At 67.0% G+C, this 16396-nt stretch carries 11 protein-coding genes; 8 read left to right on the top strand and 3 right to left on the bottom strand.

Annotation, left to right across the window (positions count from 1 at the left end; genetic code table 11):
* Window positions 1-53 precede the first annotated feature (53 nt).
* The gene (locus tag ABR323_RS18035; protein ID WP_439450276.1) at window positions 54-749 is read right to left on the bottom strand and encodes an alpha/beta hydrolase; all 696 of its coding nucleotides are present in this window, start codon (window positions 747-749) and stop codon (window positions 54-56) included.
* 184 nt (window positions 750-933) lie between these two features.
* Here ABR323_RS18035 and ABR323_RS18040 point away from each other — a divergent pair, with 184 nt between their 5' ends.
* Window positions 934-2073, top strand: coding sequence for an MFS transporter (locus ABR323_RS18040; RefSeq protein ID WP_439450277.1), 1140 nt, complete (start codon window positions 934-936; stop codon window positions 2071-2073).
* A gap of 77 nt (window positions 2074-2150) precedes the next feature.
* On the opposite strand, the gene ABR323_RS18045 is transcribed toward ABR323_RS18040, so the two are convergent.
* A complete protein-coding gene (locus ABR323_RS18045; protein ID WP_439450278.1) occupies window positions 2151-3269 on the bottom strand; it encodes an alpha/beta fold hydrolase in 1119 nt (372 codons plus the stop codon).
* 183 nt (window positions 3270-3452) lie between these two features.
* On the opposite strand from ABR323_RS18045, the gene ABR323_RS18050 reads away from it, so the two are divergent.
* The 5 genes from ABR323_RS18050 (at window position 3453) to aceE (ending at window position 13268) form a co-directional block, all read left to right on the top strand.
* Window positions 3453-4799 (top strand): c-type cytochrome, encoded by a 1347-nt coding sequence (locus ABR323_RS18050; protein ID WP_439450302.1) that lies wholly within the window; start codon window positions 3453-3455, stop codon window positions 4797-4799.
* On the top strand, window positions 4796-5722 hold the full coding sequence (locus ABR323_RS18055; RefSeq protein WP_439450279.1) for a c-type cytochrome: 927 nt from the start codon (window positions 4796-4798) through the stop codon (window positions 5720-5722). Before ABR323_RS18050 ends, ABR323_RS18055 begins: the two co-directional genes overlap by 4 nt.
* A 118-nt stretch (window positions 5723-5840) precedes the next feature.
* Window positions 5841-8219 carry a TonB-dependent receptor gene (locus ABR323_RS18060; protein ID WP_439450280.1) on the top strand — a complete coding sequence of 793 codons (2379 nt, stop codon included), beginning with the start codon at window positions 5841-5843 and terminating at the stop codon, window positions 8217-8219.
* An 8-nt stretch (window positions 8220-8227) separates the two neighbouring features.
* On the top strand, window positions 8228-10336 hold the full coding sequence (locus ABR323_RS18065; RefSeq protein ID WP_439450303.1) for a phosphocholine-specific phospholipase C: 2109 nt from the start codon (window positions 8228-8230) through the stop codon (window positions 10334-10336).
* A gap of 259 nt (window positions 10337-10595) precedes the next feature.
* Complete coding sequence (gene aceE / locus ABR323_RS18070; RefSeq protein ID WP_439450281.1) at window positions 10596-13268, top strand: pyruvate dehydrogenase (acetyl-transferring), homodimeric type; 2673 nt, start codon at window positions 10596-10598, stop codon at window positions 13266-13268.
* A 58-nt stretch (window positions 13269-13326) separates the two neighbouring features.
* Here the strand turns inward: aceE and ABR323_RS18075 are convergent, their stop codons facing one another.
* Window positions 13327-13809, bottom strand: a complete 483-nt coding sequence (locus ABR323_RS18075; protein ID WP_439450282.1) for a LuxR family transcriptional regulator — start codon at window positions 13807-13809, stop codon at window positions 13327-13329.
* Between the two features lie 192 nt (window positions 13810-14001).
* On the opposite strand from ABR323_RS18075, the gene ABR323_RS18080 reads away from it, so the two are divergent.
* Window positions 14002-15231 carry an MFS transporter gene (locus ABR323_RS18080; RefSeq protein ID WP_439450283.1) on the top strand — a complete coding sequence of 410 codons (1230 nt, stop codon included), beginning with the start codon at window positions 14002-14004 and terminating at the stop codon, window positions 15229-15231.
* Complete coding sequence (locus ABR323_RS18085; protein WP_439450284.1) at window positions 15228-16385, top strand: ROK family protein; 1158 nt, start codon at window positions 15228-15230, stop codon at window positions 16383-16385. The genes ABR323_RS18080 and ABR323_RS18085 overlap by 4 nt, the downstream gene beginning before the upstream one ends.
* Window positions 16386-16396: the final 11 nt, after the last annotated feature.

The raw sequence follows: 16396 nt of genomic DNA on the forward strand, positions 1-16396 counted from the left end.
CCTGCGCCCCGGCTGTCGTGCGACGTGCTGGCGTGCGGCGCGCTGCCGCGGGGTCAGCCGCCGATGGCGGAACAGGCTTCCAGGATCAGCGCCGTCACTTCCTTCGGCTGCGAGGCCAGCGAGGCATGGCTGGCATCCAGCTCCAGCAGGCGCTTGGGCTGCAACCTTGCAGCCATGGCCTTCTGGTTTTCCGGCGCGATCATGCGGTCGTGGCGGGACAGCTGGTACCAGCTCGGCGTGCGCTTCCACGCCGGGTCGCTGATCACATCACCGAAAGTACTGGCCAGCGGCGCCTTCTGGGTCACCGCCATCACCCGGCCTTCGTCTTCGCTCAGATCCTGGCAGAAGCTCTCATGGAACTTGTCCGCACGCAGCCACAGGTAGCCATCGCTGTCCGGCGCCAGGTTCGGTGCCGCCTCCGGCAGGTGCTGCTGGGTGATGCCACCGGGGCTCTCGCCGGCATCGGGCGCGAAGGCGGCGATATAGACCAGGCCCTTCACGTTGTCCTCGTTGCCGGCCTGGCTGATCACTGCACCGCCGTAGGAATGGCCGACCAGCAGCACGGGGCCGTCGATCTGGCGGATCATTTTCTGGGTGCGGCCTGCATCGTCGGCCAGCGACGTGAGCGGTAGTTCCACCGCCTGCACACGGTCATGGCCGTTGCGATGCAGTTCCAGGATCACCTTGGCCCAGTGTGCGGCCCCGCCCCAGAAGCCATGGACGAGGAGGATGGTCGGTGTCGTGCTCATGTACGGGTCTCCGGCAGCGGCCGGCGGGATGCCGACCGTGCAGCCACTGTCCGTGGGTGACGTTAATCGCCAGTGACGCGATCGGGTCACTGCAATCGTATGCGTCGCCCGATGTCACGCATGGCACTTGCCGAGCCGACCTGAAAACGTTTTCATAAATATCCCCTGGAGCTTCGCATCGCGCATGACGCCTTCATCCCCACGTGCCCAGCAGCACGCCACCCGTGCCGCCTTCTTCATTCCCGGATTCGCCACCGCTGCGTGGGCGCCGATGGTGCCTTATGCCAAGGCCAAGGCCGGGCTGTCCGACGCCAGCCTCGGCGCCGTGCTGCTGTGCCTCGGGCTCGGCTCGTTGCTGGCGATGCCGTTGGCGGGTGCGCTGACCGGGCGGCTGGGTTGCCGCCGGGTGATGGTGATCACCTGCGCGATGATGCTGTGCGCCCTGCCCTTGCTGGTGCTGGCACCCTCGCCGGTGACGCTGGGCGCGGCGCTGTTCGTGTTCGGTGCCGGCGTCGGTGCACTGGATTGTGCGATGAACATGCAGGCGGTCGCGGTCGAGCGCGACGCCGGGCGCGCGATGATGTCCGGCTTCCATGCCTTCTACAGCATCGGTGGCTTCGTCGGCGCCGGCTGCATGACCGGCCTGCTGATCCTGGGTACGCCGCTGTGGCTGGCCGCGCTGGTTTCGGTGGCGGCGCTGCTGCTGGTCGCGGTGCTGTCGGCGCCGCACTGGCGACCGCAACGGATCCTGCACGAGGGCCCTCTGCTGGCGCTGCCGCACGGCGTGGTGCTGTTCATCGGCGTGCTGGCCTTCGTGGTGTTCCTCGCCGAGGGCTCGATGCTGGACTGGAGCGCGGTGTTCCTGGCCGAGGTGCGGCAGGTGCCGCGCGACCAGGCAGGGGCAGGCTTTGCAGTGTTCACCCTGGCGATGACCGCGATGCGCCTGTTCGGCGACGGCATCGTCGAGCGCCTCGGACGGACCCGCACAATGGTCTTCGGCGGCATCACCGCCGCAGCAGGGTTCACATTGGCCACGCTGGTACCCTCGTTCCCGGTGGCGCTGGCGGGATACGTGCTGGTCGGGCTGGGCTGCGCCAATATCGTGCCGGCACTGTTCTCGATGGCCGGCCAGCAGCGGGTGATGCCGGAAAGCATCGCCATCACCGCGGTGACCACGCTCGGTTACGCCGGCATCCTCGCCGGCCCGGCAGCGATCGGTGCACTGGCCCACGTCACCAGCCTCGGCTTCGCCTTCCTGTGCGTGGCCGCACTGCTACTCGGCGTGGCCGCGTCCGCGCGCGCGTTGGCACGACGGGTGGCCTGACAGAAAAAGGGGACGGAGGGGATTAAGTCGTAATCCGACCTGGGCACAAACGACTTAATCCCCTCCGTCCCCTTTTTTCAGCTGCGCGTCAGCCACTCGGCCTGGGCCGGCAGCTGCGGCGCCGGGCACGCGCTCTTCGGATGGTGCTCGTCACGCGCCATCCAGTCGTCAACCACACCGGCCAGCAGGTCCAGTCGCAGCGGCAGGGTGATGTGATCCTCGCCACGCATCTCGATGTAGTGCGCGCGCGGGTTGGCCTGGGCCAGTTCGCGGCCCTGGCTGACCGGGATGTGCTGGTCGCCCTGCCCATGCAGCAGCAGTACGCAGGCGCGGGTATCGGCCAGCGCGCGCGCCACGTCCACACGGTCAAGATCGACGTCGATGCGACGACTGGCAGCGGCCACCACCTGGTCGATGTCCTGCCCGCCGTAGCGCCAGCGCGCGTAGGAGGCTACGGCCTGCGCCTTCAACCCTTCCGGCTGCAGTCCCATCAGATGCGGGATCATCGTGCGGATTGCCACGCCGGCATTGGCGAACGACTCCATCGCCACAACGCCGGCCACCTGGTCGCCCAGTTTGTCGGCGGCGAACACTGCGGTGGCAGCGCCATAGGACACACCGAACAGGTACAACGGGCCCGTCACTTCACCACGCGCACGCAGCTCGCTGATCACATCGACCACGTCATCCGATTCATAGGTGCCATAGCCGGACGGGCCGGCACCGGACTGTCCATGGTTGCGCAGGTCGAGCGTGACCACGCGGTAGCCGGATTCGGCCAGCTGCAGCGACCACGGCAGCATCGAATCACCGTTCATCATCCAGCCGTGCAGCAGCACCACGGTGCCGCGCGGTGCCTGCGCGCGAAACGGTTGCGGTACTGCCAGGCTCAGGCCGGTATCCAGCGGTAGGCCATTCTCGTGGCGCTGCGGCAAGTAATGGTAACGCGCGCCGTAATTGCCAGGGTCGAACACACGCCAGAAGATCGGCACGCCATCGCGGCCCGGCGCGAAGCCATGGCGGTTGGGCAGTTCGGCAATGGCCGCGGCAATGCGTGGACGATCGAGCAGGGTCGATACGCCACCCGGCGCGATCAGCCGATCGGCGAGCGAGGTGGACGAGGCGTTGATAGAGGATGAGCATGCAGCCAGCCACAGGCCGGCGCACGCCAGCAACAACAGCAGCAGGCGTTTCATGGGCAATCGGGGAAAAGGAGCGACAGCGTGGCAGGTTAGCGACGCAGACGCGGGCCATCTATCGCGCGCGGATGACGGCCTGATGACAATGCGGGATCGATTCAGGTTGTCACAATGGCGCGATCGACCTCGGCATTGATCCGGATCAATGAATACGCCGGCGTGTTTGTCCACAGTGCCGCCATGCGCACCTCGTTCAAGCTCGCCATTGCCCTGGCCGCCACCGTGGCCGCCGCTTACGGCATCGCCCGCACTACGCCCTACTGGTTCGCACCGCGACAGACGGCGCAGGTCGACATCCACGATCCGGCATTGATCGCGCAGGGGCAGTACCTGTCGCGTGCCGCCGACTGCGCGGCCTGCCACACCGCACCGGGCGGCAAGCCGTTCGCCGGTGGCCTCGGCATGCAGACGCCGATGGGTACGATCTACTCGACCAACATCACCCCCGATCCGGATACCGGCATCGGTGCCTACGACTACGCCGACTTCGAGCGCGCGGTCCGACGCGGCATCCGTCACGACGGGCAGCCGTTGTATCCGGCAATGCCGTACGCCTCGTACGTGATCGCCAGCGATGCCGAGATCAAGGCGTTGTACGCCTACTTCATGGGCTCGGTGCAGCCGGTGAAGCAAAGCAACGCCGACAGCACGATTCCCTGGCCAGCCAACATGCGCTGGCCACTGGCCTGGTGGCAGCTGCTGTTTGCACGCCCGCGCAGCTTCAGCCCGGATCCGGCGCTGGATGCCGGCCAGCAGCGCGGCGCCGAACTGGTTGAAGGCCTGGCCCACTGCGGAGCCTGCCATACACCGCGCGGGCTGGCGTTCCAGGAAAAGGCGATGGCCGACGATGGCAGCCGCCAGTTCCTGTCCGGCTCGGTGCTGGAGGGTTGGTACGCGAAGAACCTGCGCAATGAGTCGACCGGTCTGGCCAGCTGGAGCGAGGGCGAGATCGTGGACTTCCTGCGTACCGGACGCACCGATCGCTCGGCGGCCTTCGGTGGCATGGCCGATGTGGTCGAGCACAGCACGCAATACCTGTCCGACGCCGACCTGCTGGCGATGGCACGCTATCTGAAGCAGCTGCCGGCGCGCGAAGGACGCAGTGCGCAGTGGTCGCCCGGTACCGACACCACCACCGCCGCACTGCGCAGCGGCGACTACCGTGTTGCCGGTTCGCTGGCCTATGCCGAGCACTGCCAGGCCTGCCACCGTGCAGATGGCCGTGGCATGCCGCGCGTCTATCCGGCGCTGGCCGGCAACTCGATCGTGTTCGCCGATGATCCCAGCTCGCTGGTGCAGGTGACCCTGATCGGTGGCCGCACGCCACATACCCCGCACGACCGCATGGCCTTCACCATGCCCGGTTTCGAGCAGCTGCCGAATGCGCAGCTGGCACAGATCCTGACCTTCATCCGCAGCAGCTGGGGCAACCAGGCCAGCGCGGTCAGCGAAGTTGAAGTGGCGCGCATGCGCCGGGTGGTGCGCGACAAGCCGGTGCACTACGTTCCGCAGGAGACCGCACAATGAAGCGTTCGCGCGCGCGTTCCCGCCTGCTGATCGGCAGTGCGATCACCTTCGTGGTACTGGCCTGCGCCGGCACCCTCGCCTACCGTCATCTGTACCCGGACCTGGATGCCGCCGTGGCCAGCACGATCGACATCCTGGATGCGCAGGGCATGGTGGTCGGGCAGTACAACGTACCCAGCGCCGAGGAAATCGCCGGGCTCGGCAATGCAGAATCGGTGATGTTCGGCCGCCGGCTCCTCAACGAGACCGCGCGGCTGCTGCCGGACAATGTCGGCAACGATCTGAACTGCAATTCGTGCCACATGGCCGAAGGCAAGCGGCCGTTCGGCAACCACTACTTCAATACCGGCGGCGGTGCCTACCCGCGCTACATGCCGCGTCCGGGCAAGGAGATCGGGCTGACCGAGCGCATCAACGGCTGCCTGCAGCGTTCGATGAACGGCAAGCCGCTGGCCAAGGACGCGCCGGAAATGCGCGCCATGCTGGAATACATGACCTGGTTGAGCCGCCCGGTTCCCGAAGGCGCGCGCGTGGCTGCACCCAGCGAAGGACCGATCGACAACACCCTGACTCCCGACCCGATCCGTGGCCAGGCGCTGTACGCCGTGCAATGCGCTGCCTGCCATGGCGACAACGGTGAGGGACGGCGCGATGCCAGCGGTGACGTCGCCTTCCCGCCGTTGTGGGGTGATCACAGCTTCAACATCGGCGCCGGCATGGCGCGCCTGTACAAGGCCGCCGGCTTCGTCAAGCACAACATGCCACCGGCGGTGACCCGTGAGCCCCCGCTGGGACAGCAGGTGATGCCCGACCAGGATGCGGTGGACATCGCCAGCTACTTCATCAACCAGCCGCGGCCGGACTTCGCCAACAAAGCCAAGGACTGGCCACGCGATCCGAAACCGAAGGACGCGCGCTACTGAGGCAAGTGGCCGCCAGCACCGGCGGTCACACAACACGGTTCCTGCATCTTCGCGTCATGCCGATGTCATTGGCGCTGCCGACACTCCGGGGCTTCCCTCCCCTCAAGGTCCGGTCTCGATGCGAACGATTGCGCGCTTTCCCCGTGTCTCCCTGCTTGCCCTGCTGATCGCCCCCGCCCTGGACGCCCTCGCAGAAGCACCGCAGGGCGAGGCGGCCGAATCGCGCAGCAGCGATGCCCGTACCCTCGACCAGGTGCAGGTGATCGGTCAGGCCACCAGCTACGCCAAGACGTCGGTGCGTGCGGAAACGCTGAATCGGCAGACCGTGATGAGCAGCGTCAACGACGCGCTCAACGAAGTGCCCGGCGTGGTGGTCAGCGAGGCCGATGCCACCGGTTCGTCGGTGTGGGGGACGCAGATCAGCATGCGCGGCTTCGTCACCAACCGTGATACCCAGCAGATCGGCACCACCATCGACGGCCTGCCCAATGGCGGCTCGGGCTACGGCGGCGGCTCGTTGGCCAACCGCTACATCGACACCCTGGACCTGGAAACGGTGGAGGTCAGCCAGGGCACCGCCGATATCTCCTCGCGCTCGAACGAAGCCCTGGGCGGCACCCTGAACTTCCTCACCAGCGATCCGCTGCAGGACAGTCGCCTGCGCTTCGTGGTCGGCGCCGGTGACAACGAGGCGCGCAAGTACTACGTGCGCTATGACACCGGCCTGCTCGGCGGCCACACCCGCGCCTGGGTAAGCGCTTCCTCCGCACGCGTGCACGACTGGATCGATGGCAGCGGCAAGACCAGCAACGACCACATCGCCGGCAAGTTCATCACCGAACTGGACCGTTGGACCCTGACCGGCTACCTGTCCTACAACGATGCCGACGAGCCGGAATACACCAGCGTTTCACCGAAGGGCTTCGCCACCAACCCGGAGCGTGACAACCTGGTCGGTACCCTTACCGGCATTCCCTACCTGGACCAGAACTACCGTTCCGGCTCGCGTGCGCTGCGCGAGAATACCTTCGGTTACCTGCGCGCCGCCTTCGACGGCGGCAGCGGCTTCAAGGCCTCGGTGGCCGCCTACGGGCACCGCATGCAAGGCCGTGGCGACTGGCTGCCACCCTACCTGGCACAGGTCAGCGATGACGGGGCAGGCCGCCCCGAATCGGAATACCTCGGTGGCAAGACCGTGTACGGCGGCAGCAACCGAGGCCAGATCTTCTTCGTCAATCCTGACGGCAGCGCTGCGCAGCGCCTGGCCAGCTGCACCCCGCGCCTGGGCTTCACCGCCGAATATGATCCGAACTGCTACGCGGGCAACGTGCTGGGCGCGCAGTCCTACCGCCACACCCACTACGACAACGACCGCATGGGCGTGACTGCCGACGTCGAATGGCGGCAGACCTTCGGTGCGATCGACAACACCATCCGTGGTGGCCTGTGGGTGGAGAAGCTGGACCGTTCGGCACGCCGTGACTGGCACCGCCTGCTCAACGTCGGCCAGGACATCGCCTTCGACCATCAGCCGTACTGGGTGCAGTTCGAGGACAAGTACAAGGTTGACGAGCAGATGTACTACGTCGAGGACGTGGCCCGCTTCGGGCCGTTCAGTGCACGCCTGGGCGTGAAGCAGTTCTTCGTCGACCAGTCGCGCCGCCGCGTGATTGGTGCCAGCGAACACGTCAAATCCGATTCCAAGTCCGATCCGCTGCTGTCCACCGGCTTCACCTGGGCACCGGGCGTGGAAGGCATGGAACTGTTTGCCGGCTTCTCGCAGAACTTCGCCGCCATTCCTTCCGGCGTACTTGGCGAGACCGATCCGCAGCGCTTCCGTAATGTCGAACCGGAGACCGCCGACAACATCGAAGTCGGCATGCGCATCAGCCGCTGGCCGCTGACCGCCTCGGTCACCCTGTACAACATCAAGTTCGACAACCGCATCGTCTACCTTCCGGCCGGTTTCGTCAGCGGCATCGACTACCTGGGCGAGACCGATGGTGTCTATGAGAACTTCGGCGGTGTGGAAAGCAACGGCCTGGAAGCCGCATTCGGTTACGGCTGGGACAACGGCTGGCGGCTCAACGCGGCCTATACCTACAACCGTTCCAAGTACCTGGGCAGTGGCGATGCCGCACGCGACACCCAGCTGGGCATCGTCGACGGTGCCAAGGTGATCGGCCAGCCCGAACAGACCCTGGTGCTGTCGGCCGACTGGCAGGGCGCTAACTGGAACTTCGGCCTGTCCGGCCGCTATCTGGGCACCCGCTACCTCGACGCCGCCAACGTCAACAAACTGCCCTCGGCCACCGTGTTCAACGCCAACATCGGTTTCGACCTGCAGGCGCTGTCGCCGCGCCTGAAGGGCATGGGCGCCAACCTGGTGGTGAGCAACCTCACCGACAAGCGGTATCTTGCAGGGGTGGACGGCCGCGACAACGCCTTCATCGGAGCCCCGCGCACCGTCGGCATCTCCTTCCGTGTGGACCTGTGAGTGAACCCGTGACCGATATCGGCCGACGCCGGTTGTTGCAGGCCGGCGCTGCCGCCGGCCTTTCCCCGCTGCTGCCCAGCATCGCCCGGGCCGCAGCGATCGCCCCTGCGGCGCAGACACGCAGCCTCGAAGACCTGCAGCACATCGTGGTGTTCATGCAGGAGAACCGCTCGTTCGACCACTACTTCGGCACGCTGCCGGGGGTACGTGGTTTCGGCGACCGCTTCGTGGCCCCGGCGCCGGCGCTGCAGGCCGGTGGCCGCACCCGCAGCCTGTGGCTGCAGCCCGACGCGAGCGGCACGCGCGCGATCGCACCGTTCCCGCTGGATACCGCCGCGCACTTCGGCTACATGCGGGTGGAAGGCACACCGCACACCTGGCCCGACGCACAGCGGGCCTGGGACCACGGGCGCATGGGCCAATGGCCGAAGGCCAAGCAGAACCACTCGATGGGCTACTTCCAGCGCAGCGACCTGCCGTTCCAGTTCGCGCTGGCCGATGCCTTCACCCTCTGCGACGCCTATCACTGCGCGATGCAGGCGGGCACCAACCCGAACCGGGTGTTCCTGTGGACCAGCCACAATGATGCACACGCGCGTGCTGGCGGCCCGGTGATCGCCAACTCGCACGACAACTTCCCCGAACAGGGCGGGCACCCGGCGTCGTACCGCTGGACCAGCTATGTCGAGCGCCTGCAGAAGGCGGGCGTGTCCTGGCAGATCTACCAGGACATGGCCGACAACTTCACCGACAATCCCCTGGCCGGCTTTGAAGCCTTCCGCCAGGCCCACCGCGCAGCGCCAGGACATGACCCGCAGCTGCGCGCACGCGGTGTCAGCACGCGTGGCCTGGTGCAGTTGCGCCAGGACGTGATCGGTGGGCGCCTGCCGCAGGTCAGCTTCATCATCGCCGATGCAGCCGGCAGTGAGCATCCCGGCCCGTCGAGCCCGGCCCAGGGCGCGGCCTATACCGCGCGCGTGCTGGATGCGCTGACTGCTGATCCGCAGGTGTGGAGCCGCACCACGCTGCTGCTGATGTTCGACGAGAACGACGGCTTCTTCGACCACATGCCGCCGCCGGCACCGCCTTCGCCTGTGGATGACGGTTGGGCAGGCACTTCTTCGGTCAGCACCGAGGGCGAGTACCATCGCCATCCGGCACCGGGCGACGAGAAGTACGACCTCGCCGAACTGCGTGGCCGCCCTTATGGGCTGGGTCCGCGCGTGCCGCTGTATGTGATCTCGCCGTGGAGCCGCGGTGGCTGGGTCGATTCGCAGGTGTACGACCACACCTCGGTGATACGGCTGATCGAACGCCGCTTCGGCGCGGCCGCACCGGACATCTCGCCGTGGCGCCGCGCGGTCTGCGGTGACCTGAGCAACGCCTTCGACTTCGCCCAGCGCGACACTCGTCCTTTCGTGCGCGGCCTGCCCGATGTGAGCGCGGTGGCCGCACGTGCCGCCGCCCTGCCGGGACGCACCGTGCCCGCGTTGCCGGAGGGATTGAAGCCGGCGAAACAGGAAAGCGGCGTACGCCCTGCGCGTGCCCTGCCCTATCGGCCGCAGGCATCGATTGCTGCGGTCGACGCCTCGGGCGTGGATCTGGCGCTGGCCTGCGAAGGTGCAGCGGCAGTGCTGCATGCCTACGACCGGCTGCGGCTGGATTCGGTGCCACGCCGCTACACGCTGTTGCCCGGTACGCCGCTGCGCGAGCGCTGGCCGCTGGATTCCCAGGGCCGCTATGACCTGTGGCTGCTGGGCCCAAACGGCTTCCACCGCCACTTCCAGGGGGCGGCCAAGGGGCCTGCCGTGCAGGCTTCAATCGATCGTGCGGATGGCCAACTGCGGCTGCACCTGCGCAACCTGGGTGGCAGCGCGCAGCAAGTGCGTGTGCAGGCGGGCGCCTATGCCGGACACATGCCGGAGCAGACTGTGGCACTGCCGGCGCATGCAGAGACTTCGTTGGCGTGGGATGCAACGCCTACCGCCGGCTGGTATGACCTACAGGTCAGCGCAGGTGAAAATGTCCTACGCCTGGCCGGCCGTGCCGAGGACGGGCGCCCCGGCACCAGTGACCCGGCGATGGGCAGCGAACCACTGCGGTTCGAGCACGATTGAGCAACCCAGCCTGATCGGCGGCCGTTTCCCACGCATCGGCCCATGATACGGCGCGCAGCACCAACCCTTGCTTGCCAGAGACCCAAGCCCCGCCCGCCTACCGAAGCCCCGGGGGCAGGCCTACCCTTGTCTTCTCGGTGGCCGCCACGGTCGCCCTTCGCGTCACGGCCCCCGCCGTTGCGACCCCGCTCCAGTGCTGTGCGCCCTGCCGGTGTTGTCGCCCAGGCAGAAGTCCGACCGGCGCCCTCTGGAGACAGCCATGAACCAAGCCCTCATTCCCTTCGATACCGACCCACTGGAAACCCAGGAGTGGCGTGAATCGCTGGAGGCGGTGATGCAGGCCGGCGGCCGGCCGCGCGCGCACTACCTGATCGACCAGCTGAGCGATCTGGACGCCCAGCAGCACGGCGACCTGCATACCCGTGCCTGGACCGCCTACGTCAACACCATCCCGCCCGAGCGCCAGCCGGCCTACCCGGGTGACCTGGCCATCGAGCGCCGCCTGAACGCGATGATCCGCTGGAACGCGATGGTGATGGTGCTGCGTGCCGGCAAGCATTCCAACGTCGGCGGCCACATCGCTACCTACCAGTCGGCGGCGGTGATGTACGACGTGGGCTTCGATCACTTCTTCCGTGGCCGCACCGACACCTTCGACGGCGACATGATCTACATCCAGGGCCATTCGGCGCCGGGCATCTATGGCCGCGCATACGTGGAAGGCCGCATCGATCCGGCACGGATGGACAACTTCCGCCGCGAAGCCGGCCGCGAAGGCCTGTCCTCGTATCCGCACCCGCGCTTGATGCCGGAGTTCTGGCAGTTCCCCACCGTGTCGATGGGGCTGGGCCCGCTGACCGCCGCCTACCAGGCGCGCTACATGCGTTACCTGGAATACCGCGGCCTGAAAGAACACCAGGGCCGCAAGGTCTGGGCCTTCCTCGGCGACGGCGAGATGGATCAGCCCGAATCGCTGGCGGCAATTTCACTGGCCGGCCGCGAGCGGCTGGACAACATCGTGTTCGTGGTCAACTGCAACCTGCAGCGCCTGGACGGTCCGGTGCGCGGCAACGCCAAGGTCATCCAGGAACTGGAAGGCACCTTCCGCGCGGCCGGCTGGAACGTGATCAAGCTGATCTGGGGCAGTGGCTGGGACGACCTGCTGGCCCGCGACCACAGCGGCCTGCTGCGCCAGCGCATGATGGAATGCGTGGACGGCGACTACCAGACCTTCAAGTCGCAGAGCGGCGCCTACGTGCGCGAGCATTTCTTCGGCCGCTACCCCGAGCTGCTGGAGCTGGTCGCGCACATGAGCGACGACGACATCTGGGCGCTGGCGCGTGGCGGCCACGACCCGCAGAAGGTGTACGCCGCCTACCAGCAGGCGGTGAACACCAGCGGTCGGCCGACGGTGATCCTGGCCAAGACGGTCAAGGGTTTCGGCATGGGCGAAGCCGGCGAAGGCCAGAACATCAACCACCAGCTGAAGAAGATGAGCGCCGATGCGGTGCGCGCCTTCCGCGACCGCTTCAACCTGCCGGTCAGCGACGACCAGTTGGAGGAAATGCCCTATCTGCGCCCGGAACCCGGCAGCGCCGAGGCTGCCTACTTCGCCGAACGCCGCCGCATCCAGGGTGGGCAGCTGCCGGCGCGCCTGGCCAAGGTCGATCCGCTGCCGCTGCCGCCGCTGTCCATCTTCAACACCCAGCTGCAGGGCAGCGGTGATCGCGGCCAGTCCACCACCATGGGCTTCGTGCGCATTCTCACCAGCCTGCTGAAGGACCCGGAGCTGGGCAAGCTGGTGATTCCGATCGTGCCCGATGAATCGCGCACCTTCGGCATGGAAGGCCTGTTCCGCCAGATCGGCATCCACTCCTACCTGGGCCAGCTGTACACCCCGCAGGATGCCGGCCAGCTGAGCTATTACAAGGAAGCCAAGGACGGTCAGATCCTGCAGGAAGGCATCAATGAATCCGGTGCGATCTGTTCATGGATCGCCGCCGGTACCGCCTACAGCAACCACGGCCTGGCCACGATTCCGTTCTACATCTTCTATTCGATGTTCGGCCTGCAGCGCGTCGGTGACCTGGCCTGGGCCGCTGCCGATGCGCGTACCCGCGGCTTCCTGCTCGGCGCCACGTCGGGCCGCACCACGCTGATGGGCGAAGGCCTGCAGCACGATGACGGCCACAGCCACGTGCTGTCGTCGGTGATTCCGAGCTGCGTGTCCTACGACCCGACCTTCAACTACGAGCTGGCGGTGATCATCCACGACGGCCTGCGCCGCATGTACGTCGAGCAGGAAGACATCTACTACTACATCACCGTACTCAACGAAAACTACGCGCAGCCGGCACTGCCGGAGGGCGTGGAAGCGGGCATCCTGAAGGGTCTGTATCTGCTGCATCCAGCAGCCGCCGATGCTGCCTCGCAGCCTCGCGTGCAGCTGATGGGCAGCGGCTCGATCCTGCGCGAAGTGGAAGCCGCGGCACAACTGCTGCTGCAGGACTTCGGCATCGCCAGCGATGTCTGGAGCGCTACCAGCCTGACCGAACTGCGCCGCGACGGCCTGGCCGCCGAGCGCTGGAACCTGCTGCACCCGGCCGAGGAACCGCGCGTGCCGTACGTGCAGCAGTGCCTGCAGGACCACGAAGGCCCCGTGGTGGTGGCCACCGACTACATGAAGATCGTCGGCGACCAGATCCGTCCCTTCATCAACGACCGTCGCTTCACCGCGCTCGGCACCGATGGTTTCGGCCGCTCCGACACACGTGAATCGCTGCGCACCTTCTTCGAAGTGGATCGCCACTTCATCGTGCTGGCCGCCCTGAAGTCACTGGCTGACGAAGGTCGCATCGAACGCGCGCGGATGCAGGAGGCCATCGACAAGTACGGCATCGACACCGGCAAGCGCGACCCGGCCGCGGTGTAAGGCTGCCGGTGCCATGCCTGTGGATTTCTTCCCCATGGGCATGGCGCAGGCAGCGCCACTACGGTATCCGCGTGAACAGGTTGGTCTGCAGGATCGGCGTACCGTCGTGACCGTAGAACGCCTTGGTCTCGGTCATCTTCGTATGGTCGGCCGCCACGGTATAGATGCGGGTGGAGGCCGGCGTACCGTGGTCCACCAGCTGCATCACCAAAGTGTTCGGCGCCGGCAGTTTCAGGTTGGCCTTGTCCGCGCCATAGGTGCCGGACAAGGTCCCCGGCGTACCGTTCAGCGCCAGCGTGCCGTCGGACTTCATGGTCTTGCCGTCGTGCAGGACGATGTCCACGTGTGAACTCCAACGCCCCGCACCGGCGTCCTTGAACTCGAGCACCACGTGCTTCGGGCGCTGCGCTTCGGGAAGTGCAGACGTGGCGATATCCAGCGACCAGCGCCCCAGCAGCGGCGAAGGCGAAGCTTCGACTGCCAGCGCCGGAACGGCGGGTAGCGAAAGCGCAGACAACAACACAGCGGACAACAGCTTCATACGTTGCTCCGTTCCAGTGAAGAAGGCGCTGCGTGACGCGTGATGGGGGGCAGCGGGGCGAATGCTGCGCGCCTGCGGCAGGCGGTGCAAGCCACTCGCTGAATGCCAGACCGCGCGCCATGTCAGGACCATGTCACACAGGGGTAGTAGAACGATCCAGCATCTCCGGCTCTTCTTCCCCAGTACACGGCGTTGAACGCGCAGCCCTCGCCACGGCACCTCTATGCCGCCGGCCACTTTGCCCGCACCCTGGCCTGGTCGTTCGTGGATCTGGTGCTGGGCTACTACCTGCACGCCCGGCTGGAACTGTCGGCGGCCCACACCGGCCAGCTGCTGGCCATTTCATTGGCCTACAGCAGCCTGCTCGATCTGCTGCTGGCCGCCGTATTCAGCCGCCTGCGCAACCAGCAGCGCCTCGCCCTGCGCCTGCAGCTCATCGGCGGGCTCGGCACGGCGGCCAGCGCCTGTCTGCTGTTCAGCCCGGGCAACGCAGCCGAGACCGCCTTCCTGCCATTGCTGGTCGCATCGTTGCTGTTCCGTAGCTGCTATGCGGTCTACGACGTGGCGCAGAACGCGTTGACTTCGTTGCTGCCCCGTGACGAGGACGAGGCCATGCGCTATGTCTCGACCCGCGCCGTGGTGGTGCCGATCTCCAAGCTGTGCGTCGCCTCGGCGCTGTTCGGCGTGGTCGGTGCGCCTGCGTCCCAGGGTAGTGGCGACGCGTTGCTGATCTGCATGATCATCGGCGTGCTGATCACGGCTGCCGCGCTTCCCTTGGCCTGCGTCGCCGCGCCCTCACGGGCGTCCGCAACCAGGATCCCCGGTGCTGTTGCCCTGCCTCTGCCTGCGCTGCTGCCGGTTCTGCTGGCCGCAGCGGCAGAGACGGCGCTGGTAGGCCTGGCCGGGCGTCTGTTCCCCTTCGCCGAACACGGGGCAGCACTGACCTTCGCGATGGTGGCAGGCATGGTGGTTGCCCCCTGGCTCTGCCTGCGTCTGCGTTCAACGCTGCACAGCGAGACCGGGATGATCGCGCTGATGTCGGTGCTGGCCGTCGCCACCGTTGTCGTGTACCTGACCATCCCCTCCACACCCGTAGCGATTGCAGGTGCCGCCATCCACGGGACGGCGGTGGCCAGCGTCGGCCTGGTGCTGTGGCGACGCACCGCGCTGATCGCCCGTCGCCATGCTGCCCGCAGCGGACGCGACGATGACCTGAGTTGTTTTGCGTTGCTCACCGGAACCATGAAGCTGTCCATTGCGGCCTCCTCATTGCTGCTGGGCCAACTGCTGCCCGGCATACAGGCGGGTAATCCGGGCACCGCGGCCGCTCTGGTCTCGCTGGTCGCCGCCGGCAGCCTGCTTTCGCTGGCCGCATTGGCCTGGCCCATCCCGCCAGCACACACCGAGGGCCTGCAACCGTGAGCCTGGCCCCGGCATCGCGGCTGCGCCGCAAGCCGCTGATCGCGCTGGATGCGGACCACAAGCGCATCATCTGGCTGTTGCGCACGATGGGCGCCGTTCCCCGCATCACCATCGCCCACCAGCTGGGCATGCACAACGGCGCGTTGACCCGCCTCGCGCGTGAACTGCTGATGCTGGAAGTGATCGAGGAACAGGGACAACTGTCCGATGGCCAGCGCGGCCGTCCCTCGGTGCCACTGGCGCTGTCCGGTCGGGGCGGCTATGCCGCCGGTGCCACGGTGCATCCCGGTTGGCTGGAGATCGCGCTGGTGGACTTCGCCGGCCAGGTCATCGCCCGTGATGCCACCGCATTCGACAGCGCAGATCCCCTCGATTTCGTCCATCGCGTGGACCAGCGCCTGCGCAGCCTCACCAGCAGCACCGGACTGATGCGCGCGCGCTTCCTGGGTCTCGGCGTGGCGGTTCCCGGGCCCGTGGTCGAAACCGGTCCGGCACGCCGGCACGCGGTGGACTGGCTGCATGGCTGGCGCGATATCGACAACGACCAGTTCTTTGAAGACTACTTCGGCTTTCCGGTCTGGGTGGAGAACGATGCAACCCTGGCGGCGTTGGCGGAGTACTACGACAGCGGGCTGATCCGCGACTGCGCTTCGGCGCTGTTGCTGTATGTCGGCCACGGCGTGGGCGGCGGCGTGATCCACCGGCGTGATGTGATGCGCGGTGAATTCGGCAATGCCGGCGACATCGGCCGCCTGTTCCGCATGGACGCACCGCGCCCCTCGGGCATCGACCTGCTGGCCACGTTGCGCAACGCCGGCGCCGGGATTCCTTCGCTGTTCGAGCTGGAGGCCTGCCTGGACAGCCATGCCGGCATCATCAGTGCCTGGGCCGAACGCGCGGGCAACCAGCTGGGCGCAGCGGCCAATACCGGCGTGGCCTGGCTCGATCCGGGCGCTGTGATCCTGTCCGGTTCCCTGCCCCGCCAGGTACTGGAAGCGTTGGGGCAACACCTGCAGCAGCCGGCACGCTGGAGCAGCGCGCTGGACAGCCTGCGCCTGCCGCAGGTGCATGTGTCCCGGCTGGGAGGATCCGCGGTATCGGTGGGCGCAGCGCTGCTGCCGATCCACCAGCTGGGCGCCGACGCCATCGTTTAATTGTTTATTTC

It is taken from the genome of Stenotrophomonas sp. ATs4 (assembly GCF_051861585.1).
Lineage (GTDB): Bacteria > Pseudomonadota > Gammaproteobacteria > Xanthomonadales > Xanthomonadaceae > Stenotrophomonas > Stenotrophomonas maltophilia_AS.